This is a genomic window from Qipengyuania sp. R86523 (assembly GCF_044596365.1).
In the GTDB taxonomy this organism is placed as follows: domain Bacteria; phylum Pseudomonadota; class Alphaproteobacteria; order Sphingomonadales; family Sphingomonadaceae; genus Qipengyuania; species Qipengyuania citrea.
On the sequence record NZ_CP138997.1, the window covers coordinates 915,555 to 940,765 of the forward strand.

Annotated in this window: 26 protein-coding genes; 14 read left to right on the top strand and 12 right to left on the bottom strand. The window is 63.6% G+C overall.

Going from position 1 to position 25,211, the window contains the following annotated elements; translation table 11 throughout:
* Positions 1-2: 2 nt before the first annotated feature.
* The 5 genes from SJY12_RS04435 to recA form a co-directional block, all read right to left on the bottom strand.
* Complete coding sequence (locus SJY12_RS04435; RefSeq protein WP_397506124.1) at positions 3-833, bottom strand: class I SAM-dependent methyltransferase; 831 nt, start codon at positions 831-833, stop codon at positions 3-5.
* Between the two features lie 6 nt (positions 834-839).
* Complete coding sequence (locus SJY12_RS04440; RefSeq protein ID WP_397506125.1) at positions 840-1,862, bottom strand: NAD-dependent epimerase/dehydratase family protein; 1,023 nt, start codon at positions 1,860-1,862, stop codon at positions 840-842.
* Positions 1,862-3,028, bottom strand: a complete 1,167-nt coding sequence (locus SJY12_RS04445) for a nucleotide sugar dehydrogenase (protein ID WP_397506126.1) — start codon at positions 3,026-3,028, stop codon at positions 1,862-1,864. Before SJY12_RS04445 ends, SJY12_RS04440 begins: the two co-directional genes overlap by 1 nt.
* Before the next feature lie 97 nt (positions 3,029-3,125).
* Positions 3,126-3,752 (bottom strand): glutathione S-transferase family protein, encoded by a 627-nt coding sequence (locus SJY12_RS04450; RefSeq protein ID WP_397506127.1) that lies wholly within the window; start codon positions 3,750-3,752, stop codon positions 3,126-3,128.
* A 197-nt stretch (positions 3,753-3,949) separates the two neighbouring features.
* Positions 3,950-5,014, bottom strand: a complete 1,065-nt coding sequence (recA, locus tag SJY12_RS04455) for a recombinase RecA (RefSeq protein ID WP_348031896.1) — start codon at positions 5,012-5,014, stop codon at positions 3,950-3,952.
* Positions 5,015-5,227: 213 nt separating this feature from the next.
* On the opposite strand from recA, the gene SJY12_RS04460 reads away from it, so the two are divergent.
* The gene (locus tag SJY12_RS04460; protein ID WP_397506128.1) at positions 5,228-6,046 is read left to right on the top strand and encodes a hypothetical protein; all 819 of its coding nucleotides are present in this window, start codon (positions 5,228-5,230) and stop codon (positions 6,044-6,046) included.
* Positions 6,047-6,102: 56 nt separating this feature from the next.
* On the opposite strand, the gene SJY12_RS04465 is transcribed toward SJY12_RS04460, so the two are convergent.
* The 4 genes from SJY12_RS04465 to smpB all read right to left on the bottom strand — a co-directional run bounded on the left by SJY12_RS04465 (position 6,103) and on the right by smpB (position 10,735).
* Positions 6,103-6,981: an IS1595 family transposase gene (locus SJY12_RS04465; protein ID WP_397506129.1), complete on the bottom strand. Its 879-nt coding sequence runs from the start codon at positions 6,979-6,981 to the stop codon at positions 6,103-6,105.
* Positions 6,982-7,043: 62 nt separating this feature from the next.
* Positions 7,044-9,518 (bottom strand): response regulator, encoded by a 2,475-nt coding sequence (locus SJY12_RS04470; protein WP_397506130.1) that lies wholly within the window; start codon positions 9,516-9,518, stop codon positions 7,044-7,046.
* The gene (locus SJY12_RS04475; protein WP_050601323.1) at positions 9,515-10,123 is read right to left on the bottom strand and encodes a DUF2062 domain-containing protein; all 609 of its coding nucleotides are present in this window, start codon (positions 10,121-10,123) and stop codon (positions 9,515-9,517) included. Before SJY12_RS04475 ends, SJY12_RS04470 begins: the two co-directional genes overlap by 4 nt.
* 129 nt (positions 10,124-10,252) lie before the next feature.
* Positions 10,253-10,735: an SsrA-binding protein SmpB gene (gene smpB, locus SJY12_RS04480; protein WP_050601050.1), complete on the bottom strand. Its 483-nt coding sequence runs from the start codon at positions 10,733-10,735 to the stop codon at positions 10,253-10,255.
* Positions 10,736-10,845: 110 nt separating this feature from the next.
* Between smpB and SJY12_RS04485 the strand changes: the two genes are divergently transcribed.
* Positions 10,846-12,795, top strand: a complete 1,950-nt coding sequence (locus tag SJY12_RS04485; RefSeq protein ID WP_397506131.1) for an alpha/beta hydrolase family protein — start codon at positions 10,846-10,848, stop codon at positions 12,793-12,795.
* 187 nt (positions 12,796-12,982) lie between these two features.
* Entirely contained in the window at positions 12,983-14,056 is a 1,074-nt protein-coding gene (locus SJY12_RS04490; protein ID WP_397506132.1) for a succinylglutamate desuccinylase/aspartoacylase family protein, read from the top strand.
* Here the strand turns inward: SJY12_RS04490 and dapA are convergent.
* Positions 14,053-14,934 (bottom strand): 4-hydroxy-tetrahydrodipicolinate synthase, encoded by an 882-nt coding sequence (dapA, locus tag SJY12_RS04495; protein ID WP_397506133.1) that lies wholly within the window; start codon positions 14,932-14,934, stop codon positions 14,053-14,055. The genes SJY12_RS04490 and dapA overlap by 4 nt on opposite strands.
* A 138-nt stretch (positions 14,935-15,072) precedes the next feature.
* Here dapA and SJY12_RS04500 point away from each other — a divergent pair, with 138 nt between their 5' ends.
* From SJY12_RS04500 to SJY12_RS04510, 3 genes are all read left to right on the top strand, one after another.
* Complete coding sequence (locus SJY12_RS04500) at positions 15,073-16,974, top strand: lytic transglycosylase domain-containing protein (RefSeq protein WP_397506134.1); 1,902 nt, start codon at positions 15,073-15,075, stop codon at positions 16,972-16,974.
* A gap of 23 nt (positions 16,975-16,997) precedes the next feature.
* Positions 16,998-17,501 carry a GreA/GreB family elongation factor gene (locus tag SJY12_RS04505; protein WP_397506135.1) on the top strand — a complete coding sequence of 168 codons (504 nt, stop codon included), beginning with the start codon at positions 16,998-17,000 and terminating at the stop codon, positions 17,499-17,501.
* A gap of 106 nt (positions 17,502-17,607) precedes the next feature.
* Positions 17,608-18,075, top strand: a complete 468-nt coding sequence (locus tag SJY12_RS04510; RefSeq protein ID WP_397506647.1) for an invasion associated locus B family protein — start codon at positions 17,608-17,610, stop codon at positions 18,073-18,075.
* Between the two features lie 64 nt (positions 18,076-18,139).
* Here the strand turns inward: SJY12_RS04510 and SJY12_RS04515 are convergent, their stop codons facing one another.
* Positions 18,140-18,802: an outer membrane protein gene (locus SJY12_RS04515; RefSeq protein WP_050601044.1), complete on the bottom strand. Its 663-nt coding sequence runs from the start codon at positions 18,800-18,802 to the stop codon at positions 18,140-18,142.
* A gap of 274 nt (positions 18,803-19,076) precedes the next feature.
* Here SJY12_RS04515 and rlmN point away from each other — a divergent pair, with 274 nt between their 5' ends.
* From rlmN to SJY12_RS04550, 7 genes are all read left to right on the top strand, one after another.
* The gene (gene rlmN, locus SJY12_RS04520) at positions 19,077-20,324 is read left to right on the top strand and encodes a 23S rRNA (adenine(2503)-C(2))-methyltransferase RlmN (protein WP_063505772.1); all 1,248 of its coding nucleotides are present in this window, start codon (positions 19,077-19,079) and stop codon (positions 20,322-20,324) included.
* Positions 20,321-20,920, top strand: a complete 600-nt coding sequence (locus tag SJY12_RS04525; protein WP_397506137.1) for a class I SAM-dependent methyltransferase — start codon at positions 20,321-20,323, stop codon at positions 20,918-20,920. The genes rlmN and SJY12_RS04525 overlap by 4 nt, the downstream gene beginning before the upstream one ends.
* Positions 20,917-21,564, top strand: a complete 648-nt coding sequence (locus SJY12_RS04530; RefSeq protein ID WP_397506138.1) for an MOSC domain-containing protein — start codon at positions 20,917-20,919, stop codon at positions 21,562-21,564. Before SJY12_RS04525 ends, SJY12_RS04530 begins: the two co-directional genes overlap by 4 nt.
* A gap of 130 nt (positions 21,565-21,694) precedes the next feature.
* Entirely contained in the window at positions 21,695-22,078 is a 384-nt protein-coding gene (locus SJY12_RS04535) for a glycine zipper 2TM domain-containing protein (protein ID WP_050601040.1), read from the top strand.
* A 129-nt stretch (positions 22,079-22,207) separates the two neighbouring features.
* Positions 22,208-22,978 (top strand): SDR family oxidoreductase, encoded by a 771-nt coding sequence (locus SJY12_RS04540; protein ID WP_397506141.1) that lies wholly within the window; start codon positions 22,208-22,210, stop codon positions 22,976-22,978.
* Complete coding sequence (locus SJY12_RS04545) at positions 22,975-23,640, top strand: cytochrome b/b6 domain-containing protein (RefSeq protein WP_063510596.1); 666 nt, start codon at positions 22,975-22,977, stop codon at positions 23,638-23,640. Before SJY12_RS04540 ends, SJY12_RS04545 begins: the two co-directional genes overlap by 4 nt.
* Positions 23,637-24,377 carry a molybdopterin-dependent oxidoreductase gene (locus SJY12_RS04550; RefSeq protein WP_063505777.1) on the top strand — a complete coding sequence of 247 codons (741 nt, stop codon included), beginning with the start codon at positions 23,637-23,639 and terminating at the stop codon, positions 24,375-24,377. The genes SJY12_RS04545 and SJY12_RS04550 overlap by 4 nt, the downstream gene beginning before the upstream one ends.
* On the opposite strand, the gene SJY12_RS04555 is transcribed toward SJY12_RS04550, so the two are convergent.
* A complete protein-coding gene (locus SJY12_RS04555; protein ID WP_230833157.1) occupies positions 24,378-24,815 on the bottom strand; it encodes a DUF1801 domain-containing protein in 438 nt (145 codons plus the stop codon).
* A 129-nt stretch (positions 24,816-24,944) separates the two neighbouring features.
* Between SJY12_RS04555 and SJY12_RS04560 the strand changes: the two genes are divergently transcribed.
* A complete protein-coding gene (locus SJY12_RS04560) occupies positions 24,945-25,208 on the top strand; it encodes a DksA/TraR family C4-type zinc finger protein (protein ID WP_050601035.1) in 264 nt (87 codons plus the stop codon).
* The last annotated feature ends 3 nt before the right edge of the window (positions 25,209-25,211 follow it).

The following is a 25,211-nucleotide window of genomic DNA, read 5'->3' on the forward strand; positions in this document are numbered from 1 at the left end:
GATCAACCGGGTGCGCGGGCAGTCACGATCCAGCAGGCCGCGGGCAAGGACACCTGTTCATCGCGGTGATGGGCTTCGAGCAGTGCTTCCAGCTTCGCCAGCATTGTCGCGCGCGGAGCAGCCTCCAGCGTCGCTGCCGCGCGGGCGACCGGCCCGATGCGCTGGAAATAGGACAGCGCATCGGCGACCGCCTCTGCGCCCTCGCCGGCGACCATGCCGTAATCCACCGCTTCGAACGCGATATCGGTCCACCCGGCCTGCGCGAGCAGGGTCTCGGTCCGTTCACGCCGCCCGAATGCGAACGGCCCGGGGGCTTCGGGGTCGGGCGCCGGTTCTTCGCCCGACGGCGCGATCGATGCCAGTTCGCGCGCCCAGATATTGTCGGCGCGTTCGCGGAAGCAGGAAAAGGCGAGCCGCGCCCCGGGGGCCGCCTGGCCGGCAATGTGCGTGAAGGCCGCGGTGGGATCGGCAAAGAACATCACCCCGTGGCGCGAGACGACCAGGTCAGGCCTTTCCGCCGCGCCCGCATGCCAGTTTGCGGCATTGGCCAATTCGAAGCGAAGATTGGGCCGATCCTGGCCCCGCACCCGTGCGACCTGCAGCAGATCGTCGCTGATATCGACGCCGAGTACATGCGAGGATGGCGCGCCAGCAGCGAGTGTCAGGCTGATCTCGCCTGCGCCGCAGCCGATATCGAGTGCCTGTGCGAAAGGTCCGCTGCGCGCGGCCGCGAGCAGCTTTTGGGTCAGCGGTCCGAAACTGCGATCGGTGCGCTGCCATTCCTCGGCCCAGACATTGCCGACCTTGCCGGTCCATTCGGATTGATCGGTCATTGCATCTCAGATCTGGTAGTAATCGCGATACCACGCGACGAAGCGCCTCACGCCCTCGCGGATATCGGTGCCGGGAACGTAGCCGGTGAGCGATCGCAGCAGCTCGGCATCGGCCCAGGTCGCGGGGACGTCGCCCGGTTGCATGGGCATGAAGTTGCGCTTGGCCTTGATACCCAGCGCGTCTTCTATCGCGGCGATCATGTCGACGAGCTGGACCGGCTGCGAATTGCCGATGTTGACCACCCGCCACGGCGCGACCGGCGACAGGCTGTCGCCTTCGGCGATGTCCTCGGCCGCAGTGGGCCGTACGGGCGGAGTGTCGATCAGCCGCCGGACCGCTTCGACGAGATCCTCCACATAGGTGAAGTCGCGCATCATTTCGCCGTGGTTGTACACGTCGATCTTCTCGCCCGCGAGCATCGCGCGGGTGAACTTGAACAGCGCCATGTCGGGCCGGCCCCACGGCCCGTAGACAGTGAAAAAGCGGAACATGGTCACCGGCAGGCCGAAGAGATGCGCGTAGGAATGCGCCATGGCCTCACTCGCCTTCTTTGTCGCGGCATAGAAGGACATCTGGTGATCGGCCTTCATCGTCTCGCGATAGGGCATCTCGGTATTGGCGCCATAGGCCGATGAGGTCGAGGCGAGCAGCATGTGCTGCGGCGGATGCGCGCGGGCCGCCTCGAGCAGTTCGAAGGTACCGACCAGATTGCTTTCGAGATAGCTGCGCGGATTGTCGATCGAATAGCGCACCCCGGCCTGCGCTGCGAGATGGACGACCACGTCGGGCCGATGTTCGGCAAAGAGATCGGCCAGGAGGCCTGGCGTTTCGATCGGCTCGTTCGTCGCAGAAAAGCCGGCGTTCTGAAGCAGTTCCGCCTGGCGTCGCCGTTTCAGGTTCGGATCGTAGTAGTCGGACAGTGAGTCGATGCCGACAACGCGGAAACCGTCGGCGAGCAGTCGCTTGCCGATGAAATAACCGATGAAACCCGCCGAGCCGCTAATCAGAGCTGTACGTTGTTCGGCCATCAGTCGGCACCAAACAGGTCGCGCGTGAAAACCTTGTCGCGGACATCTTCGAGCGCATCATCGATCCGGTTGGCTACGATCACATCCGCCTCTGCCTTGAAAGTGCCAAGATCGCGCTCGACGCGGCTGCCGAAGAAGCTGTCCTCGTCCATCACCGGTTCGTAGACGATCACCTCGATACCCTTGGCTTTAACTCGTTTCATGATGCCTTGGATCGAGGATTGACGGAAATTATCTGACCCGGCTTTCATGACGAGACGGTAGATGCCGACCGTCTTGGGTTTCTCGGCTACAATGCGATCGGCGAGGAAATCCTTGCGGGTACGGTTGGCATCGACGATCGCGCGGATCAGGTTCTGCGGGACTTCCGAATAATTTGCCAGCAGCTGCTTGGTATCCTTGGGCAGACAATAGCCGCCATAGCCGAAGGACGGGTTGTTGTAGTGTCCGCCAATGCGCGGATCGAGACCGACGCCCTCGATGATTTGCCGGGTATCGAGCCCGCGCGACAGCGCATAGCTGTCGAGTTCGTTGAAGAAGGCGACGCGCATGGCGAGATAGGTGTTGGCGAACAGCTTGATCGCCTCGGCTTCCTCGGCATTGGTGAGCAGAACCGGAACATCATCTTCCAGCGCGGGCTGCAGCAGCAGATCGGCGAACTGCTGCGCGCGTTCGGATCGTTCGCCGACGATAATCCGCGAAGGATGGAGATTGTCGTACAGCGCCTTGCCTTCACGCAGGAACTCGGGACTGAAGACGATCCGGTCGCTGGCGAAGCGCGCTCGTGCCTCGGTGACATAACCCACCGGAACGGTCGACTTGATGACGATCACTGTCCGCTCAGTGGCGGCAAGCACTTGCTCAATCACCGCATCGACCGCTGACGTATCGAAAAAGTTGGTCTCGACATCGTAATTGGTCGGCACTGCAGCAATCGCAAAGTCCGCTCCAGCGATAGCCTTCTCGAAGTTGGTGGTGAAGGAAAGATCGAGATCATCGTGCAGCAGATACTGCTCGACCAGTGCATCTTCGATGGGCGATCGCCTTTGTGAAAGCATGGCAACGCGATCGGCCGAAATATCGCAGCCGACTACCGTGTTGTGCTGCGCGAGCATGATCGCATTGGAGAGGCCCACATAGCCAAGCCCAAAAACGGCAATTCTCATAGACTGTCCCGTCACGAAATTTCCATAGCACTGACCAGCAGCGCGCCGCCTTCTGTGGTGATGCCCACGCGATTGCAACCCTTGGTGGATTGGCGCGTCACCAGATGAAATAGGGCCCGCCGCGTTCGCGCGCGCGTTGCCATGCGGGCCGCGCATGAACCGCCTCGACGAAGCGTGCCAGCTTGGGCGCCTTCTCCGCATAGCCCTGCATCACCGCTATTTCTGCAGGAAAGCTCATCATCACATCCGATGCCGACCAGCCCTCGCCGCAGAAATGCAGATCATCCGAAATGTGCTCTTCGACATAAGCGACATGCGCGGCGAGTTGTTCTTCCACGCGCGGCATCAGCGGGGCAGCGGCATCACCGAGGCGTCCCGCGTAGATCTTCAGCATCACGGGCACGAAGAAACTGCTTTCGCCGAACTGCATCCATTCGAGATGCCGGACGTGCGCCTCGCTATCATGTGCGGGAAGCCAGTCCGCGCCGCCATGGCGTTCGCACAGATACTGGATGATCGCGCCGCTTTCGGCGACGCAGGTGTCGCCATCCTCGATGAGCGGCGATTTGCCGAGCGGATGCGCCTGCTTGAGTTCGGGGGGCGCGAGATTGGTTTCGGAATCGCGCTGGTAGGACACGATGTCGTAATCCGCGCCCAGCTCTTCCAGCAGCCAGAGTATCCGCTGCGAGCGGCTGTTGTTGAGGTGATGGACGGTAATCGACATGGCAGCTCCCCTATTCGGCGATTCGCGCGCACCCTAGGGCGCTGCCGCGCACCTGTCGCCAGCCGAAAAGCGGAAAAGCCGGTGCGGCCATCGAGCGGCGCGCACCGGCTTTCCGTTCTGTCGGGAGCGCCGGGGGACAGTCCGGCTGGGACGCCGGCCAGGGGATGAAGGCCGACGCGCTCCCGCTTGAAGAGACTTCAGTCCTCGTCCGCGTCCGGACCGGTCATCATCTCTTCGGCGACCTCGTCGGTGCGGCCGCGAATTGCGGCTTCCAACTTGGCACACATTTCGGTGTTTTCGGTAAGGAACTTCTTGGCGTTCTCGCGCCCCTGGCCGATGCGGACGCTGTCGTAGCTGAACCAGCTGCCCGATTTCTCGACCACGCCCGCCTTGACGCCGAGGTCGAGAATCTCACCGATCTTCGAGATCCCCTCGCCATACATGATGTCGAATTCGACCTGCTTGAACGGCGGAGCGACCTTGTTCTTGACCACTTTCACACGAGTGGCGTTGCCGATCACTTCGTCGCGGTCCTTGATCTGGCCGGTGCGCCGGATGTCGAGGCGGACCGAGGCGTAGAACTTGAGCGCGTTGCCGCCGGTGGTGGTTTCGGGGTTACCGTACATCACGCCGATCTTCATGCGCAGCTGGTTGATAAAGATCACCATGCATTTGGAGCGGTTGATCGAACCGGTCAGCTTGCGCAGCGACTGGCTCATCAGGCGGGCCTGCAGCCCCACATGGCTGTCACCCATCTCGCCTTCGATCTCGGCGCGGGGGACCAGCGCAGCGACCGAGTCCACCACCAGCACGTCGATCGCGTTGGAGCGGACCAGCGTATCGGTAATCTCGAGCGCCTGTTCGCCCGTGTCGGGCTGCGAAACGATCAGCTCTTCGATGTCGACGCCCAGCTTCTTGGCATAGACCGGGTCGAGCGCGTGTTCGGCGTCGACGAAAGCGGCCGTGCCGCCCGCCTTCTGGGCTTCGGCGATGACATGCAGCGCCAGCGTGGTCTTGCCCGAGCTTTCCGGACCATAGACCTCGACTACCCGGCCCTTGGGCAGACCGCCCACGCCCAGCGCGATATCGAGCCCGAGCGAGCCGGTGGAAATCGATTCCACCTGCATGGCTTCCTTCTGGCCCAGCTTCATCGCCGAACCCTTGCCGAATGCGCGGTCGATCTGTGCGAGCGCGGCGTCCAATGCCTTCTGGCGGTCTGCGTTCACTTTCTTGTCCTCTACGAGCTTCAGACTTGCCGCCATGACACTACCTCCTGCACTTGGCCAGAGCCGGCTACCGACTCTTCAACTGGCGCAGTATGTATCGGCTTTGTTCTCAAAGAACAAGTAGGGAACGAAATTAATTCCGGGGATTATCCCTTTCCGACAAGTATCACTCAACTCGTCGGGGGTGCGTGATATGAGGTGCGGATGGGGAGATTTCGACAATCAGCAAGTTTCGCATGGTCGAAGGCCATGACGGACACTTTCGGCACTTGGACAAACCGTATAATCACCCTTGCCGCTGCGGGAATAGTAGCGGTTTTATCCTATTACAGGCTTACGCTTGATCCCGAAGCAACACCGAACGAGGTCCTTTGGGCCTTGCTCATTGGGGTGGTGTCTTGGGGGACCATCGCCATTGTCGGCTTTCTTGTTAACTGGATTTGGCGTGTCCCATACGAGCAATGGTCCGAGACTGAGGTCAGTCTCGCCGATGCCCGTCAAAAAATTGCAGATTTGACGCGTCCGCCGCCTGCTCCACCTCCCGAGCCCGCTGATATAATCAGCGCAAAGCAGGCGCTTGCCAATTTCGTCGCCACGCCTTTGGCGCAAGCTGACAATGCTGTGCGAGAAGCGGTGCGGCTATCAGCCTACAACTTTAAAGCCGCATGGAGCGATCACCCCGCGGGCAAATTGGGCTGGGCCGGAATTCTTAACTCTCACCGCCCCCCGGAGTTAATTCCGATGTTGTCCGACCCCTCTAGATTGAGAGGGGTGCCGCTGGACACAGCGCAAGAAGCCCTGCTGAAAGCGCTGGTGGAATATCGCGTGCGGGTGCACAAGCTCCATGAGGTGGTGAGCGGCTTGATAGAGCACGACCGGTTGCGGGACAGTTCCGGCTTCTTCAAAGCTGTCCAGGCTTGGAGACCACTTCACGACACCGTGATTTCAAAATTTAAAGAGCTAAGGCAAGCCGCACAGTTCAACAGACTTAGGGAAGCTAAGATTGAAACCTATCTCGCAGACCCCAAGTTTGACGTAGCGGTGTTTGACCCAATTATGAGTGGATAGGCCAATGGAGAACGAACAGGCTCGCTTCGATCGCCTCCTAGAGGCGATGACCGGCCCTAACGCTGAAAAGCCGTCATCAACTCCGAAAGCATCATCTCCGGACGGTTCCGGCGATTGTGACGAAACTCGAACTCACCAAGATACTTCGGAAGATGCTTCTGACTGACGTGAATATGCGTCCCGTTGATCGAGCGCTTTAGCTGCGCCCAGAATCCCTCGATACCGTTCACCGTCGCACCGCTGTTACGGCAGACATACTCGCCTTTCGAATGGTTCACCGTCTTGTGCCAGTAGCCGTTGAGGGCGCGCAGACCGCCGTAAGCGATTAGTTCGTCCGTATACACTTCGCTGTGCGGCTTCACGAAGGCGTGAATATGAGGGAGCAGTGTTCCGCTGCGGCGGTTGGCCACAACGCGCGTTACAATGTCACCGTCTCGCTGGCGCATCCCCAACACTACCGACTTGCCTTTGCCGCCTTGCCCACCGCGCTTGAAGCCGCCGATAAACGTCTCGTCGATCTCCACGGTCTTGAACGGGCCGCCAAGCGGTTCGTCACCGTCCACGATAGCCATATACTTCCGAACTTCATGGCACATGCGCCACGCGGTCTTGTAGGTGACGCCGATCTGGCGCTCGACTTCCTTGGCAGCGACACCGTTCCGCGTCGTGCAGAACAAAAACATTACATAGAACCAATCGCGCAGGCTCGTGCGGGTGCGATGGAAAGGTGTTCCAGCGGTTGGATAGATCTGGTGGCCACAGTGCTCGCAAGCATAGCTGCGGCGCTTTTGGACGCGGTAGAACTGCGCATCTTTGTCGCACTTCTCACACTCGTGGCGCTCACCGAAGCGAGTCAGCTTGAGGTGCTCTAGGCAGCTTTCCTCGGTGGGGAAGCGGTCCTGAAATTTGCGGAGCGTGAGAGTGTTTTTGGCCATGCCATTATGTAGCACGAAACCCTACTTGTCGCAAGGGGATAATCGCCTTAATTCCGCCAGCTCTATCCGCGCTGTTCGCTGAGCACTTCGGAAACCTTCGCATTGATCTGCTGCACGCTGAACGGCTTCGGGATGAAATGCATGTTCGCGATATCGATGTCATTGCGCAGCTGTTCTTCGGCATAGCCCGACATGAACAGGATCGGGATGTCGGGCTTAACCTTGCGGATTGCGCGCGCCATGGCCGGCCCGTCCATCGTCGGCATCACCACGTCGGACACGATCATATCGAACTCGGTATCGCCATTGGCCACCGCCGCCAGCCCCTCCTCGCCGTCGGCCGCGGTCGTCACGGTATAGCCCGCGCGCACCAGCGCGCGTTCGGCCACCGCGCGGACCATGTCCTCGTCCTCGACCAGCAGCAGCTTGCCCCCGGCGGACCATTCGGTCGCCTTGGGTTCCTCGATTTCCTCGCTGCGCATGTTCGCGGGCAGCTCGCCCTTGTGCACCGGGAGGTACATGGTGAAACGCGCGCCGATCGGGGTGCCGTCGGGACCCTGTACATTGTCGGCGAAGATGAACCCGTTCGACTGCTTGACGATCCCGTAGACCGTCGAGAGGCCCAGCCCGGTGCCCTTGCCCTGCTCCTTGGTGGTGAAGAAGGGTTCGAAGATCTTGTTGAGATGGCTTTCGGGTATGCCGCCGCCGGTATCCTGGACGATCAGCACGGTGTAATCGTCGGCGGGCATGATATCGATGCCCATCTTGCGCACGTCGCGCGCGGACACGCGCCGCGTTGCGAGAGTGAGCCGCCCCTTCCAGTCCTGCTTGCCCCGCTTGAGCGCATTGGCCTGCATCGCATCGCGCGCGTTCACCGCCAGGTTGATGATGACCTGTTCGAGCTGCTGCGGGTCGGCCCGGACCGAACCCAGTTCGCGGTCGTGGCGGACCGAGAACTCGATCTTCTCGCCCATCAGCCGCTTGAGCAGCTGGCTGACCTCGCTCACCACGTCGGGCAGCTGCAACACCACCGGGCGCAGGGTCTGCTGGCGGCTGAAGGCGAGCAATTGCCGCGTCAGGCTGGCGGCGCGGTTTGAATTGGCCTTGATCTGCTGGATGTCGTCGTAATCGCTGTCGCCCGGCGTATGGCGCAGCAGCATCAGGTCGCAATAGCCGATGATCGCGGTCAGCACATTGTTGAAATCGTGCGCGACCCCGCCGGCCAGCTGGCCCACCGCCTGCATCTTGGTGGCCTGAGCCACCTGCCGGCGCAGGCGCTTTTCCTCCGAGGAATTGGAGATCGACAGCAGCACTGCCGCATCGCCGAGACCGCGCACCCCGGCGAGGCCCATCGACACCGGTTCTTCCTTGTCGTTGGCCAGCCGCACCGCCATGTCGCCACTGGCGGTCGCGCCCTTGGCGAAGCGGCGCACCGTATCGGCCATCGCCGCCTTGTCCTCGCCCACCACGAGATCGGAGGGGAATTGCGGCAGCCCCCGATCGACGCGTTCGACCGCACGCAGGAAGGCCTTGTTGGCGAACAGGAACCGCCCGTCGCGATCGGTCAGCGCGAGACCCAGCGACAGCGCCGAAAGCAGGGCTTCGAGCTGCGGGATCGCGGCCTTGCCATTGCTGTCCGTTCCCCCGCCGATACCCACCGAACTGTCGATCAGGAGCATCAACGAGGGCGCTTCGTCGGCATCGCTCAATCGCGGACTGGTAGGCGTATCGAGCGGGATATGGATCAGCGTCTGCGGCGAGCCCTGCTGTCCTTCGCGCGCGAAGAAGATGCGGTCGCGATCGTCCGAGCGCAGCAATTGCACGAATTCGAGCCCCGCGAGCGAATTGTCGCGGCTGCCGGTCGCGCGTTCGGCCAGTCCGGGGGTCGTTGTCAGGACGATACCATTCGGCGCGACCAGCGCGGATTCGATCCCCGCACGCGACATCAATTCACCGAACGCACCCGACAATTGTTCGGAAAGGCCATCGTAAGTGCGTTCCTGGTGCATTTCGGAGAAACGCCACAGCAGATAGGCCTCGCCGCGGCCGATGCGCTCGAGCTGGAGCTCGTAGCTGGCGTCCGACCCAGTCAGGCGAATATCCTCGACCCGGGCCGATCCGTCGCGCCAGGCATTGCGCGTTCCCGCGATTACTGCCTCCTGCGTGTCCGGTTCGAACGCCAGATCGTATGGCGCCGCGGTGCTCTCGAACCACGCCTCATATGACGAATTGGCGCAGACCAACCGGTTGGCGCGGTCGATGATTGCAATGGCGCGGCGGCGGTTTTCCATTGCCGCGCTGGTGATCGACCAATCGGTCTGCGCAATCTGCGCTTCGGCCGGCGGGCTCTTGAGCCGGGCGATGACCAGCAGCATCAGCAGCACCGTGACCAGCGCCCCGCCATAGGCGAGCGCGACGGCCGATTCCGGCGTGCTCAGCCACACCAGGGCCACCGATACGGCCGCGGCCGCCACCACGCCGAGCATGAGCGGCACGGGCGGCAGGGTCGATACCGGATGCTCGTCCTTGGCGATCATTCGCGCAGCTTCCCCGCCGTGGACCGTGCCGCCGGCCGCGCCATCGCGCGCAGCTTGCGCTTGCGCCGGTGCGCGACGACGAAGCGCCATACCACGCTGCTGACCAGGTAGCCGAGCGCCGCCCCGACCAGTGCCAGGACGATGAAGCCGAAGATCGTCACGAGCACGGTAACCCCGACATCGGCGAACAGTTCGATGAACCAGGCCCAGCGCCCGCTGGTGATTTCTTCCTGCGCCGCGCCGCCGGTGGCTGCCAGATCGACCTTGAGCAGGAACGCGCCCAGCTTGTTTGCAACCACTGCCCAGAACGGGAAGGTGAAGGGATTGGTGATGAAGGTCACCAGCGTGGACAGCGGTACGTTGGCACGCGCAGGCAGCGCCATGAACGCGGCCAGGAAGATCTGTCCGACCGGAATGATGAAACTGGCGAACACGCCCAGCGCAACGCCGCGCGGCACGCTGCGGCGGGTAAAGCGCCACAGTTCGGGCGTCAGGAACCGGTGCGCGATCGGCTGGAGGTACTTGTTGCGCGCCATTTGCTCGCGCGTCGGCATGCGCAGGCGGAGCCAGTCCGCGAGTGCCGTTTTCGATCTACGCTTGCTCATTGCCACGCCCTTGCCATGCGCCGCCTCATTGGCGGTTGCAAGGGCGCGGCGGAAGGGGCTTGCGACGAATGCGGCATCACTGTCGATGTGGTTAACGCAAGTGCGCAATAAAAGGGCCCGCCGGCCCGCTCATCCACGATCGCGCATCAACCGTGCCTTGTCGCGCTTCCAGTCGCGATCCTTTATCGTCTGGCGCTTGTCGTGCGCCTGCTTGCCCTTGGCCAGGGCCAGTTCGACCTTGGCCCGGCCCGTCGAGTTGAAATAGACCGACAGCGGGACCAGCGTCATGCCCTTGCGCTCGACCGCGCCGAACAGCTTCTCGATCTCGCGCGCATTGAGCAGCAGCTTGCGCGGCCGGCGCGGTTCGTGGTTCAGTCGGTTGCCGTGCGAATATTCGGGGATATTGGCATTCACCAGCCACACCTGCCCGTCGCGGACCTCGGCGTAGCTTTCCTTGATGCTCGCCTCGCCCGCCCGCAGCGCCTTGACCTCGGTCCCCTGCAGCGCGAGGCCGGCCTCGAAGGTTTCCTCGACGAAATAGTCGAACCGCACGCGCCGGTTGTCGGCGACGGTCTTCTGCTTGTCGAAAGTGGCGGGTTTGGGGCGTGCCATAGGGTGGGCGCATGTAGGTGCTGGCGGGAGAAACGCCAAGCCCTTGAAGGTTGCCCCTTGAAACGCGCTGAGCACTTCGGCAGGATTATCGAACGTTTTCAGGGGGTCGTATGAAAGTATTTCCGCATTTCGCGGCGGCATTCGCCGCGTTTTCTCTCGCATTTTCCGCACCGAGTGTAGCCGCGCAGGAACAGGTCCCGCTGGCGGCTTTCGGCGCGCTTCCGGACGTCGAAGATGCCTCGATCTCGCCCAGCGGAGCGAATATCGCAATTCTGCTGACGCATGAGGGAACCCGGCAACTGTTCTTCCTCGATTCGAACATGAAACTGATCAGCCGCCTCGCGGTCGGCGACGCCAAGGTGCGGTATTTCGATTGGGTCGGCGACGACCAGATCCTGCTCGTCACCGGCCAGACCGAAGATCTCCGGGGCTTCACTACCAACATGGCTGAATTCAACGTCGCCCGCCTGATCCCGGTGACATATAAGGGCGAGATCGAAACCGTCTTCGGCAGCTCGCGCGATTTGGTGGATGCGATTTGGGGTAGCTATGGCACACGCTTCATCGACAATCGGTGGATGGCCTATTTCGGCGCGATCGAGTTGGAGAAGGCAGGCGGTGTTGCCAGCACCAACATGATCTGGAAGCACGGCCGCCGTTACCTCTATGGCGTCGACACCAGGGAGAACCAACCCACACGCGTTGCCACTGCCGCGCGCGAGGGCATCTCGCGCGACTGGTTGCTGGACGCGCGCGGCGAAGTCGCTGCGATGATGGATGTCAGTGCCGATGACGGCGACTGGAGACTTGCTGGTCCGCAAGGTGATGCGATTGCCAGCGGCAATGAGCGAAATGGCCGCGTCGGCCTCGTCGGCCTCGGATATGACGGCACCACGGTCATCTATTCGGAGCGTGACGAAGACAACATCACCCAGTGGTACGAAGTCCCACTGGCAGGCGGTGTGGCCACGCCGTTCTTGCCGGATGAACACGTCGACCGCCTGTATTGGGACGAGCGCACGGGCAATCTGATCGGCTATCTCGACCAGAAGAAGGGGCCCGTCTTCCGCGATCCCGCATTCCAGTCTGCGGCGACTGGCATTCGCAGCGCCTTTGCCGATTTCGACATGCGGATGGTCGACTGGTCGCCGGACTTCAAGAAGGTCCTCGTCAGGACCAGTGGCAACAAGGACAGTGGCACCTGGTTCGTGGTGGACCTGACATCCGGCAAAGCCGACGCCATCGCCTACGAACGCAAGGAGCTCGGCCCCAATGAAGTCGGTGCGGTATCGACCGTCGAATATACGGCTTCGGACGGGCTTGAAATGGACGGTATCCTCACGCTCCCGCCGGGCCGTGAGGCAACGAACCTCCCGGTGGTAGTGCTCCCGCATGGTGGCCCGCATAGCTCCGATTCCGAAGCTTTCGATTGGTGGGCGCAGGCGTTTGCGTCGCGGGGTTACGCCGTGTTCCAACCCAACTTTCGCGGATCGACCAACCGCGACGACGCTTTCAAACTGGCCGGCTACGGCGAATGGGGCAGGAAAATGCAGACCGACATATCGGATGGCCTCGCCATGCTGGCGGACAAAGGCATTGTCGATCGTGATCGCGCTTGCATCGTCGGGGCAAGCTATGGCGGCTATGCCGCGCTTGCAGGTGTCACGCTTCAGCAGGGCCTGTATGAATGCGCTGTTGCCGTCGCCCCGGTCAGCGATATTGCCGCGATGTACAATGAAGACACGCGCACAGCACAGAACCGGATCACGAAGAAACGGCTGCTCGACCAGCTCGGCCCGCGCGATCGCTGGGACGAAGTATCCCCGCGCCGGTTTGCCGACCGTGCCGATGCTCCGATCATGCTGATCCACGGCGAAGACGATACGGTCGTACCCTTCAGCCACTCGGACAAAATGGCGGATGCGCTGAAGGACGCAGGCAAGTCTTACGAGCTCGTCCGGCTGGAAGGCGAAGATCACTGGCTGTCGCTGTCGAGCACCCGGCTGCAGATGCTCGAAGCGGCCGTGGGCTTCGTCGAACGGCACAACCCGGCCGACTGACGGGTCCAGCGCAGCTGGCAAAAGCAATATGCGTCGGCAGGCGGGGCGCCATCTCGCTCTGCCGACGCATTGCTCGCTGATCTCGGTACTTTCCGGCGCGATCTTTGCTTGCAACGGTGCCCAAATCCAAACCGCCGCACGCGGAATTCTCTTGCCTTGCGCCGGTTTTGCATGGCGGGGGGCGCGCATGAGCAGCGACGATACCGGCGAAGCCTTCCGCCTTCACGACCAGACGATCATGCCGGGCACCTGCGCGACGGTCGCCATTCCCGTAAGCCAGCAGGTCACCGGGCTGGATGCGGCGCTGGCGCTGCGCGTCATGCATGGTTCGCGGCCCGGCCCCTGCGTCTTCGTCAGCGGGGCGGTGCATGGCGACGAGATCGTCGGCACGGCGATCATCCAGCGCCTGCTTACGCGGCTTGCCCCCGACATGCTTGCGGGGACAATCATCTTCGCCCCTGCGGTCAATATCTACGGCTTCGTCGCGCACAGCCGGTACCTGCCCGATCGCCGCGATCTCAACCGCAGCTTCCCGGGGGCAGAGCGCGGTAGCCTCGCCTCGCAGCTGGCGCATAGCTTCCTTACCCATGTGATCGACCGCTGCGCGCTGGGGATCGATATCCATTCGGCTGCAGTCCACCGTTACAACCTGCCCCAGATCCGCATCGCATCGGGCAGCCCCTACCTGTCCGAGCTGGCGATGGCCTTCGGCGCGCCGATCATCATCGAGAGCCCGCTACGGCCCGGTTCGATGCGCGCGCTCGCTGGAGACCGCGAGGTGCCGATGCTGCTGCTCGAAGCGGGCGAGGCGCTGCGCTTCGACCGCTTCTCGATCGAGACCGGCGTCGCGGGCGTGGTGCGCGTATTGGCGCATATCGGGATGATCGATGCCGACGACGGGCTGGCCGAAGTGCACGTGCCCGTACGATCCAGCCGGTCGAGCTGGGTACGCGCGCCGCGCGGCGGGGTTTCGCACCGCGTCCGCAAATCGGGAGACATCGTCCGCACGGGCGACCTGCTGGCGCGCGTCGGCGGGCTGTTCGGCGAGGATCAGGAAGACCTCGTGAGCCCCAGCGACGGGGTCATCATCGGCCATGCGACGCTGCCGATCGTCAACCAGGGCGATGCGCTGTTTCACGTCGCCGCGGTCGACGCGCTCGACCATGCAGGCGACCATGCCGACAGCATCGTCGAGGCGCTCGCCGTCAGCGATCCGCCCTTCCCCGCCGCACCCATGCTCGACGAGGACGAAGTCTTCTAGACCAGCCCGGCGATTTCCAGCGCCTCGTCCACCGCCTTGCGGCTCGCCTCGCTCGCATTGCACAGCGGCAGGCGGACATCGGGCGAAAACCAGTCGTGCACGCGGCTGAGCGCATATTTGACCGGCGCCGGGCTGGCGTCGGAAAACATTGCGTAATGCAGCGGGAACAGGCGGTCGTTGAGCTCGCGCGCTCTCGCCAGTTCATTGGCGGCGATGGCCTCGTGAAACTCGGCGCACAGCGCGGGGGCGACATTCGCGGTCACCGAAATGCATCCCGCGCCGCCCGCGGCCGAATGCGGCAGCCACAGTTCGTCATTGCCCGACAATTGGCAGAACTCGCTGTCCAGCCCCATGCGGTGGTCGGCCACCCGCGAAAGGTTGCCGCTGGCGTCCTTGATCGCCACGATCCGGTCGGGGTGCATGCGGACGAGTTCGACCACGGTCTCATCCTCGATGTCGGTCACCGTGCGGCTGGGAACATTGTAGAGCACGATCGGCAGATCGCTGTTTTCCGCCAGATAGCTGAAATGGGCAATCAGGCCGGCCTGGCTGGGCCGGTTGTAATAGGGAGCTACGCACAGGCCCGCGGCAGCCCCGGCCTTCTTGGAAAACTGCATGTGCATCAACGCGTTGCGCGTGTCGTTCGATCCGCAACCGGCGATGACCGGCACGCGCCCGGCGGCCTGTTCGATGCATACTTCGACCACGCGGTGATGTTCCGCATTCGACAGCGTCGAGGTCTCGCCAGTGGTGCCGCAGGGAACCAGCGCCTTGCTGCCGTTGTCGATCTGCCAGTCGACCAGCTTGCGAAAAGCGGCTTCATCGAACGATCCGTCGCGAAAAGGAGTTGCCAGAGCCGGAATCGAGCCTGAGAACATTTACGGTGGTCCTGCGTTAGGGGTATGAAACAAGGCGATTTTCGGCGCATGTGCGCCACAATTCATTCAGCGCCTGATAAGGAGGGGCCGGGCACTATGTCCAGCATGGGACGAAAAACTATTTACTCGATCGCACTGATGGCCGGTACCGCACTGGCCTTCCCCGCCACCGCGCAGGCGCAGGAGGCCGGTCGCAGCAGCCTCGTGGCGCAGCAGCCGGGTCAGATGGACCAGGCGGTTGGCCAGTGGGAATATCTCACCGCGCGCGACGACCTGCCCTTTGCCTCCTATGCCGGGTTCATCACCTCCTACCCCGATTTCCCCAAGCAGGAACTGCTTCAGCGCCGCGCCGAGGCAGCACTCGACGAGGAAGCGCCCTCCCCGCAGGACCTCGTCGGTTTCTTCGACCGTCATTCGCCGCTTACCAACAGCGGCCGCGCGCGCTACGCGCTCGCGCTGGCCTCGCTCGATCGGCCCGAAGCGCTCGAAGTGGCACGCGAAGCCTGGCGCAGCGGCACCATGAGCGGCCCTGCGGAGCTTTACATGCAGGGCCTGTTCGGCAGCCGTTTCGCGCCGGAAGATCACGACGCCCGGATGGATGCGCTGCTGTGGCAGGGCAATTACGAGGCTGCCTCGCGCCATGTCATGCGGGTATCCCCCGCCTATCGTGACACGGCGCAGGCGCGGCTGGCGCTGCTGCAGGGCAGCACGCCGCAGCAGGCAGGTTTGCGCCTTCCCGCCGATGCGATGCGCGAGGCCGGCTATGTCTACAATCTGACGCGCTACTACCGCAATTCCGGCCAGCCCTATGAAGCGGTCAACCTGCTTGCCAGCCGCGCCGCCTTCACCACGCCCGCTTTCGACGGGACGCAGTTCATCAGCGAAGCGCTCGCGGTCGCCAAGAGCGCAGGTGCGACGCAGGCGGTCAGCATTGCATCGAAGGTCGACGATGTGTTTGCGCCGGGCACCGATATTTCGGACGGCTCCTTCACGCTGCGCGACAAATATACCGACCTGATGTGGCTGGGCGGCACCAAGGCGCTCTGGTCGCTGGGTGACGGCGCGCAGGCCGCGCCGCTGTTCTATCGCTATGGCACCGCCGCGAAGACTCCGCTGACCCGCTCGAAGGGTTTCTACTGGGCGGGCCGCGCCGCAGCGCGCGCGGGCGATACCGAAGGCGCGCAGCGATACTGGGCCATCGCTGCCGACTATCCCGATTGGTATTACGGCCAGCTGGCGCTGAGCGAGCTCGGGCAGCCCATGCCCGGCTTTGCTACGGTTCCGGCAGCCGACAGCGCCCAGCGCGCCGCTTTCGAAGCCGATCCGCTTACCGGTGCGCTACGGGCGATCGCGCGCAATCGCCGCGACTGGCGGACCGAACGTGCTTTCTTCGAGGCGATCGCGGACAAGGCCGACACGCCTGAGCAGATGGCGCTGGTCGGGCAACTCGCTCGCGATACCGGACTGAACGAAATGGCGGTCGTCGCGGGTCTGGTTGCCGGCGAACACGGTCTCGAAGGGTTCGAACGCATCGGTTATCCGACGGTCGAAACGCATGCAGGCGCCAATTGGACAATGGTCCACGCGATCGCGCGCCAGGAAAGCGAGTTCGACCGCAACCGCGTAAGCCATGCCGGTGCGCGCGGCATGATGCAGCTGATGCCCGGCACGGCCCGCGAAGAAGCCGGGAAAATCGGCGTGCGCTACATGTCGGCCAATCTGACCGAGAGCCCCAGCTACAATATCCGGCTGGGCGATGCCCATTTCGCCCGGTTGATGGACCGCTATGGCGGGGCCTATCCGCTGGCCATTGCCGCCTACAACGCCGGCCCCGGACGGGTGAACGAATGGCTTCGGCTCAACGGCGATCCGCGCACGGGCGCAGTCGACTGGGTGACCTGGATCGAACAGATCCCGTCCAATTTCGAAACGCGCTATTACGTCATGCGCGTGATCGGGAACGCAATCAGCTATGCTAATATGCATCCTGACAAGTCGGCGGGTTACGAACGTGATATTCGCAATTACCTGCCAGGCTGATTTGCGCTAGGGGCGCATGCTCCATGACGCCCAAATCCAATCCCGTCACGCCCGCCGGCTATGCCGCGATGAAGGCGCGCTACGACCATTTGCTTGGCACCGAGCGACCCGAAATCGTGGAGATCGTTAGCTGGGCGGCGGGCAATGGCGATCGCAGCGAAAACGGCGATTACCTTTATGGCCGCAAGCGCATGCGCGAAATCGATCGCGAACTGGCGCATCTCGCGCGGCGGCTCAAGGCCGCCCGCGTCATCGACCCCGCCGACCAGCCGGACACCTCGCGCGCCTTTTTCGGCGCTACAATTACGCTGGCCGACGAAGATGACGTGGAACGCGTCGTGACGCTGGTGGGCGACGACGAACAGGATGCCGGCGCGGGCCGGATCGGCTGGTCTTCCCCGCTCGCGCGCGCGCTCAAGGGTGCAGCGATCGGCGATCTGCGCAGTGTCCGGCTGCCCGGCGGGGTAAAGGAATGGGAGATCGTGGCGATTTCCTATCCGCTAGCCCGCGAACATGCCGGGGCCTAGCTTGATCACGCGCAGCGCCATAAGGCTGGCGCTGACCATGCGCCGAATGCTGTTCCAGACCCGCCCTTCTTCGAAGCCGTTGCGGCTTTGCGCCGTCCTGTTCGCCATGATCGCGGGGCTGGCGCTGACGACGCCCCTGTCCGCGAAGGACAGCCTGGGCGTATTTTCCGACTGGGGCGCGTTCCGCGATGCCGCCGTGCCGCGCTGCTATGCGATCGCCATGCCCGCGGCCAGCAGGCTGCAACGCGATTTCGAACCCTTCGCCACCATCGGCACCTGGCCGCGGCGCGGCCTTCGCGGGCAGGTCCATTTCCGGCTATCACGCAAACTGCGACGCGATTCCTCGATCACCGTGTCGATCGGCGACAAGCGTTTCGAACTGACCGGCGGCGGCGGCGATGCCTGGGCGAGGGACCGCACGATGGATGCGGCGATCGTCGCGGCCATGCGTTCGGCAGACCGGATGGTAATCCGCGCCACCGACACGCGCGGACGGCGATTCTCGAACACCTACTCGTTGGCCGGGGCGGCCACTGCGATGGATGCCGCCACGCTCGCCTGCGCGCGCCGCTGATACGGAAAGGCCGGGAAGCGCATGACGCGCTCCCCGGCCCTCGATCAGACTCGGTCGGGCGCGCTTAGAAGCGAACGCCGAGACCGGCCATGATCTGGTGACGGTCGAGATCGACGTCGAAACGGTCGCTGTCGGCCAGGTCGCCGTCAAAATCGACTTCGCCTTCGCTGTAGTTCGAATAGCGATATTCGACATTCATGAAGGTGCGCGGGTTGATCGCATATTCGAGCCCCGCACCGGCACGCCAGCCGTCGAGATCGAAGTCCTCGTTATATTCGGTCGTGCCGTCATTCGCGAGGATGTTGAGCTTGGCGTTGGTGTAACCGCCCTTGGCGTAGAGCAGCAGGTCCGGTCCGACCTTTGCACCGGCGCGCGCGCCGAGGAACAGGTCACGGCCCGCTTCGACCTGGCCGAAGCCGAAGCCTTCGAAATCGCCGTTCACGAATTCGGTCTTGGCGGTGGAATCGGTCAGTTCGGCCTCGAGGCCGATGACCGCATTGCCGAGATCGTAATCGTAACCGACCTGGACGCCGTATACGAGGCCGTCGATCGACTGATCGTTGTCCGCATTGGCGTCGTCATCGACGCTGCTGCCTGCCTTCAGTGCGTCATAACCGGCGACGCCCTGGATACGGAAGCCATCGAAGCTGCCGGTGTCCTGAGCCATTGCAGGTGCCGAGAAGGCGACCAGCGAACCGGCAACGAGCAGAGTGGAAATCTTGTTCATGTGCGAACTCCGTTTGATTGACCCGCAGCTTTTGCGCTGCGTGGACCGGGAAAACGGTGCGGAACCCGAAAGAGTTTCATTAACCTCACACAACATGAAGTTGTGGCATTTTGAACACATGTTGCGCGATCAGTTGTGATTGATGCGCGATGAACGGAATGAGCCGCTCGCTGCGCGCGCTCTCCCCTCGCATAGGTGATCGCCGTTAGCGAAAGCGCAGTGTATCGCGCCGTGCTTTGCTTTCGCGCCGATTGCCCCTATATGCGCCGCTCCCATGGCCGATACGACACTCATGAGCATCCCCGGGCAGGTTGACCCGGTTCCCGTGGCGCGTGAAATCACGCCCCGCCCCGACGGCCGCGTCGATCTGATCGGCTTGCCGAAGGACCAGATCACCGCACTGTTTGCCGAGGCCGGGCTCGATGCCAAGCAGGCCAAGCTGCGCGCCAAGCAGGTGTTCCACTGGCTCTATCATCGCGGCGTGACCGACTTCGAGGCGATGACCGATATCGCCAAGACGATGCGCCCGTGGCTTGCCGAGCGCTTCTACATCGGCCGCCCCGAGGTGGTCGAAGCGCAGCATTCGTCCGACGGCACACGCAAATGGCTGCTCAAGACCCCCGATGGTCATGAATTCGAGATGGTCTTCATTCCCGATGCGGACCGCGGTACGCTGTGCGTGTCCAGCCAGGTGGGCTGCACGCTCAACTGCACCTTCTGCCATACCGGTACGATGAAGCTGGTGCGCAACCTGACGCCGGGCGAAATCGTCGGTCAGGTGCTGCTTGCCCGCGACGCTCTGGGCGAATGGCCCAAGGGGTCGATGGCGGGTCTCGATACCGAGGAGGACAGCAGCGAATACCGGTCGGATGGCCGCCTGCTGACCAACATCGTGATGATGGGAATGGGCGAGCCCCTCTACAATTTCGACAATGTGAAAGGCGCGCTCAAGCTGGTGATGGACGGCGCCGGGCTGGCGCTGTCGAAGCGCCGGATCACGCTGTCGACCAGCGGGGTCGTCCCCGCAATGCAGCGCTGCGGCGAAGAGATCGGCGTGAACCTCGCGGTCTCGCTCCATGCGGTGACCAAGGAAGTGCGCGACGAGATCGTGCCGATCAACCGCAAATACGGTATCGAGGAACTGCTCGAGGCCTGCGCCGCCTATCCCGGCGCAAGCAACGCCCGGCGGATCACCTTCGAATACGTCATGCTGCGCGACAAGAACGATTCCGACGAGGATGCGCATGAGCTTGTCCGGCTGATCAAGCATTACAAGCTGCCCGCGAAGGTCAATCTGATCCCGTTCAATCCGTGGCCCGGCGCGCCCTATGAATGCTCGACGCCCGAGCGGGTGAAGCGCTTCTCCGAAATCGTCTTCGACCACGGCATCAGCGCACCGGTGCGAACCCCGCGCGGGCGCGACATCGATGCCGCCTGCGGCCAGCTCAAGACCGCGGCGGAAAAGAAAAGCCGCGCCCAGCGCGATCGCGAAGCCGCTGCGGCAGAGGTCGCCGCGGGATGAGCGCCGACGCCGCGACGATCGCCTATTACCAGGCGAACGCGGCGTATTACACTTTCAGCTTCGGCCAGGCGCCCAGCCGCCATCTTGATTGCTTTCTCGACCGGCTCGAACCCGGAGCGCGCGTGCTCGAACTGGGTTGTGGCGCAGGACGGGATTCCGCCCGGATCGCCGAGCGCGGCTTCGATCTCGATGCGACCGATGGCACGCCCGCAATGGTGCGCAAGGCCAATGAACGCTTCGCCGTGGGTGCGCGGGTGATGCGCTTCGACGAGCTCGATGCGGTGGATGCCTATGACGCGGTCTGGGCGCATGCCTGCCTGTTGCATGTCGCGCGCACGGACCTGCCCGCGGTGCTGGCCGCCATCCATGATGCGCTTCGTCCCGGTGGCTGGCATTTTGCCAATTACAAGCTCGGAACGGGCGAAGACCGCGATCCGCTGGGGCGGCTGACCAATTTGCCCGGCGAGCCATGGCTCGAGAGCGCCTATCGCATGGCGGGGTTCGCGATCGTCGACACGGTTTGCTATCGCGGCAAGGGTGCCGACGGCGTCCAGCGCGACTGGGCGGCCTTCACCCTGCGCAAGGAGCCTGCATGAAAATCGATGTCACCGCGCTGTGTGCTGGACAGCCCCAGCCCTTCAACGGCGCCGAGATGAGCGCGATCGACAAGCGTCCACTGGCAGGAACCGTCGCGATCCGCAGTTTCGGCCTCGCAGGCGACATGGTGGCCGATACCGAACATCATGGCGGGCCGGACATGGCGGTGCACCATTACCCGCGCGATCACTATGCCGAATGGGATGCGTGGCTGGGCGGGCACGACCTGCTTTCGCGCCCCGCGGCATTTGGCGAGAACATCGTTGCGGAGGGTCTGACCGAGGACGCGGTCCATATCGGCGACCGTTTCCGGCTGGGCAGCGCACTGCTGGAAGTGAGCCAGCCGCGCAAACCGTGCTGGAAAATCGAACATCATTTCGGCCGCAAGGGCATGGTCGCGCGCATCGTCAAGCAGCACAATTGCGGCTGGTATTACCGGGTGATCGAAGAAGGCACGGCGCAGGCCGGCGATACGCTCGAACGCGTCGAAATCGGACATGCGGTGTGGAGCGTCGCGCATGTGTTCGCCAAGTTCTACGATCCGGCGCACAAGCCCACGCGCGAGGAATGCGAACAGCTGGCTGCGCTCCCCCGGTTGAGCGATGAGCTGCGCGGCGAGGCGCGCGCACGGCTCCAGGCCTAACGCTTTATCGCGAGATATTGCACGGTCTGTCGCGTTATTCCCAGTTCGGCGTTCCGTTCATCACAGGTTGTGGACCCGGCGCCATGTCTCGCCGTTCCCGAACCGACACAATCGCCGAACGGATACGACAATGAAGAAACTCACCCTCACTCTCGCCGCCGGAGCGCTTGCCTTTACGGGTGCCGGCCTTTCCGCCCCGGCCGCTGCGGACCCGCCCTCCTGGGCCCCCGCCCACGGCAAGCGCGCCAAGGACCGCGTCTACGACGACCGCGGACGCTATTACGAACCGCGCCGGATCAGCCGCAGCGACCGCATGTGGCGCGGCGGTGACGGCCGGTATTATTGCAAGCGCGACAACGGCACGACCGGGCTGGTGATCGGCGCCGGGGTCGGCGCGCTCGCCGGACACGAGCTTGCCGGCAACGGCGATCGCACGCTCGGCGCAATACTCGGCGGCGCGGTCGGCGGGCTCGTCGGTCGCGAGATCGACCGCGGCAGCCTGCAGTGCCGGTAACCGCCTGATCCACCCCTGACCCAGCCCCCTTCCGATCCCTCGGGGGCTGTGCACGAGGCGCGTCGTCACCCTCCCCTCAGGTGGCGGCGCGCCTTTTCTTTGGTGCGCGCGGCGCTATGGTCGTAGGCGATGACTGATCCCAGGCCAGCAGTGCTCGTAACCGGTGGAGCAAGACGGATCGGTGCCGCCATCGCGCGCCGCTTTGGTGCGGCGGGCTGGCATGTCGTGATCCAGTACGGCTCCTCGCGCAGCGAAGCCGAACGCCTTGCCGAAACGTTGCCATCCGCGGAATGCCTCCAGTGCGACCTTGCCGATGGTGATGCGGCGGTGGCGATGGTCGAAACGCTGGCGCAGCGGCTGGGTGACTGGCGCGCACTGGTCAATTGCGCGGCGATATTCGACCCGGACCGGGTGACTGCGCTCGATCCGGAAACCAATGCGCGCACGATGCAGATCAACGCGCGCACCCCGACACGCATGGCTCAGGCCTATCTTGCCGGGGCGCAGGCCCCGGGCGGGCGGCGGGTGATCCAACTGACCGACCAGAAGCTGGCCAATCCCAATCCCGACTTCTTCAGCTACACCATGAGCAAACATGCGGTCGCAGCGACCGTGCCGATGCTCGCGATGGGTGCGGCGGGCGCGCGCGACCGGGTCTATGCATTGGCGCCAGGCGCCATCCTTGCCAGCCACGACCAGAGCGAGGAGGAAACCGAGATTTCGCACCGGATGAACCTGCTGGGCCGCAAGACCGGCGCCGACGAAGTGGCCGATGCCGCGCTGTTCCTTGCCGCTGGCCACCTCGCCAGCGGGCAGACGCTGTATATCGACAGCGGCCAGCACCTGCTGTCGCAGCCGCGCGACGTGATCTACCTCGCGCGCGCGGGGCAGGCAGCGTGAAGCGCCACGCGCTCAGCACTCGCCTGTGGCACTGGCTCAACCTGCTGTGTGTGGTCGTGCTGTTCATGTCCGGGCTGACGATCTCCAATGCGCATCGCCGGCTGTACTGGGGCGACTGGGGCTTTGCTCCCGAACAGGCGTGGCTGGCAGTGCCGCGCTTTCCCGACTGGATGACCATTCCGGGCTATTACAGCCTCGCAGTCGCGCGCGACTGGCACATATTGATGGCGTGGCCCTATGCGCTGGGCTTGTTGTTCATGTGGGTCGCCATGCTTGCCAATCGGCACTTCGTTCGCGACATCGCCACTCGCCGCAGCGAATGGCGTCCCGCTGCGATATGGCGCGATGTCCGCGCGCACCTGCGGCTCGAGTTCGATCACGGCGCGGGAAAATACAATTTCCTCCAGAAGCTCGCTTACGGCCTTGTACTGGGGGTGTTCCTGCCGATGATGGTCCTGACCGGCATCGCGATCAGCCCGGGGATGGAACCCACCTTCGGCTGGCTGGTCGAAGCGATGGGCGGCCGGCAATCCGCGCGTTCGCTGCACTTTATCTTCGCTTTCGCACTGGCGGGATTTTTCGTCGTCCATGTCCTGCTGGTCCTGCTGTCCGGCCCCATCGGACAGATGCGCGCGATGATCTCCGGGGGCAGCCAGGCATGAAGCGGCGCAATTTCCTCGTCACCCTGGGTGCGGCTTTCGTCGCCGGATGCAACCGGGTGGCCGATAGCCAGCCGGGCCAGGCGTTGCTGGGCGCAGCGGAGAAATGGCACGAGAGCGCCCATCGGCTGCTGACCGACCGCACCGCCCTGGCGCCCGAATACCCGCGCAGCGCCATTTCGCCCTATTTCCGCGGCAATGGATCGACCGATCCGCAAACGGGCGGCTATCCGGCGCATGCGGAGGAAGGCTTTGCCAATTGGCGACTGACCGTCGGCGGGCTGGTCGAAACACCGCTCAGCCTAAGCATGGAGAATATCCGGCGGCTGCCGCAGCGCACGCAGATCACGCGGCACGACTGTGTCGAGGGGTGGAGCGCGATCGGCGAATGGACCGGACCGCAATTGTCGCTGCTGCTCGACGCTGCCGGTCTGCGCGAGGAAGCACGCTTCATCGTCTTCCGCTGCGCCGACAATCTCAACGGCCAGGACTATTACGAAAGCGTCGACCTGATCGATGCCTACCACCCGCAAACCATCGTGGCGCACCGGCTAAACGGGGAACCGCTTCCCATCCGCAATGGGGCGCCGCTGCGCATGCGGATCGAGCGCCAACTGGGTTACAAACACGCCAAGTATCTGACCGGGATCGAAGCCGTCGCCAGCCTCGACGATATCGGGCTCGGCAAGGGCGGCTACTGGGAAGATCGCGCCGGCTACCAGTGGTATGCGGGGATCTGATCAATCGGGATAGCGGCGCTTCATCGCTTCCCAATCCGTCCGGATCATCTCTTCGAGCACTGCGAGGTCGATATCGGCCAGCTTGTTCACATAGAGGCAGCTCTTGCCGCGCGCATGCTTGCCCAGTCGCTCGAGCGAAGCGGCGTGGCGACCGCCCGTTTCCTCGTCGCAATAGCCGCCCATCAGATACAGCGAGTGCCGTGCCTTGCGCGGGCTGAAACCGGTCCGCATCCAGTGCACTGCGCGCCCGCTCGCGTAGGTCGTGCGATAGGCGCCATATCCGATGATGCTCGGTCCCCACATGCACGGCTCTTCCCCGGTGACGCGGCGAAACAGCTCGTCGAGCTGGCGCGCTTCCTCTCGCTTGCGCGCGGGTTCGACCGTGGCGAGAAAATCGGCCGGGTCCGTTTCGCGGGGCTGCGTCTTTGGCTCGGCCATCCAAGTTCTCCCTGTCTGCCTGCAGGCGTAGTCTGGCACTTTGGCGGCATGCTGGAAAGCCGCTGACGCTACGCATCCGGTTGATTCCAGCTGGTTGGACACCCACATTCGCCCGGAAAGGAAAAAGTCATGGCAGGTGGTTGGGCGCGCGACGGCGCGGTACAGGACCAGATCGACGACACTATTTCCGACGCGGTCAGCGCCGCACGGTCGCGCATGCCCGTGGGCGAAAGCGAACAGTGGTGCATCGAATGCGGCGAGGAAATCCCCGAGCGGCGGCGTCAGGCGCTGCCGGGCGTGAAGCGCTGCGTCGAATGCCAGTCGGGTCTCGATGCCAGCGCGCGCAGCACGGGGATCAACCGCCGCGGCAGCAAGGACAGCCAGCTTCGCTGAACG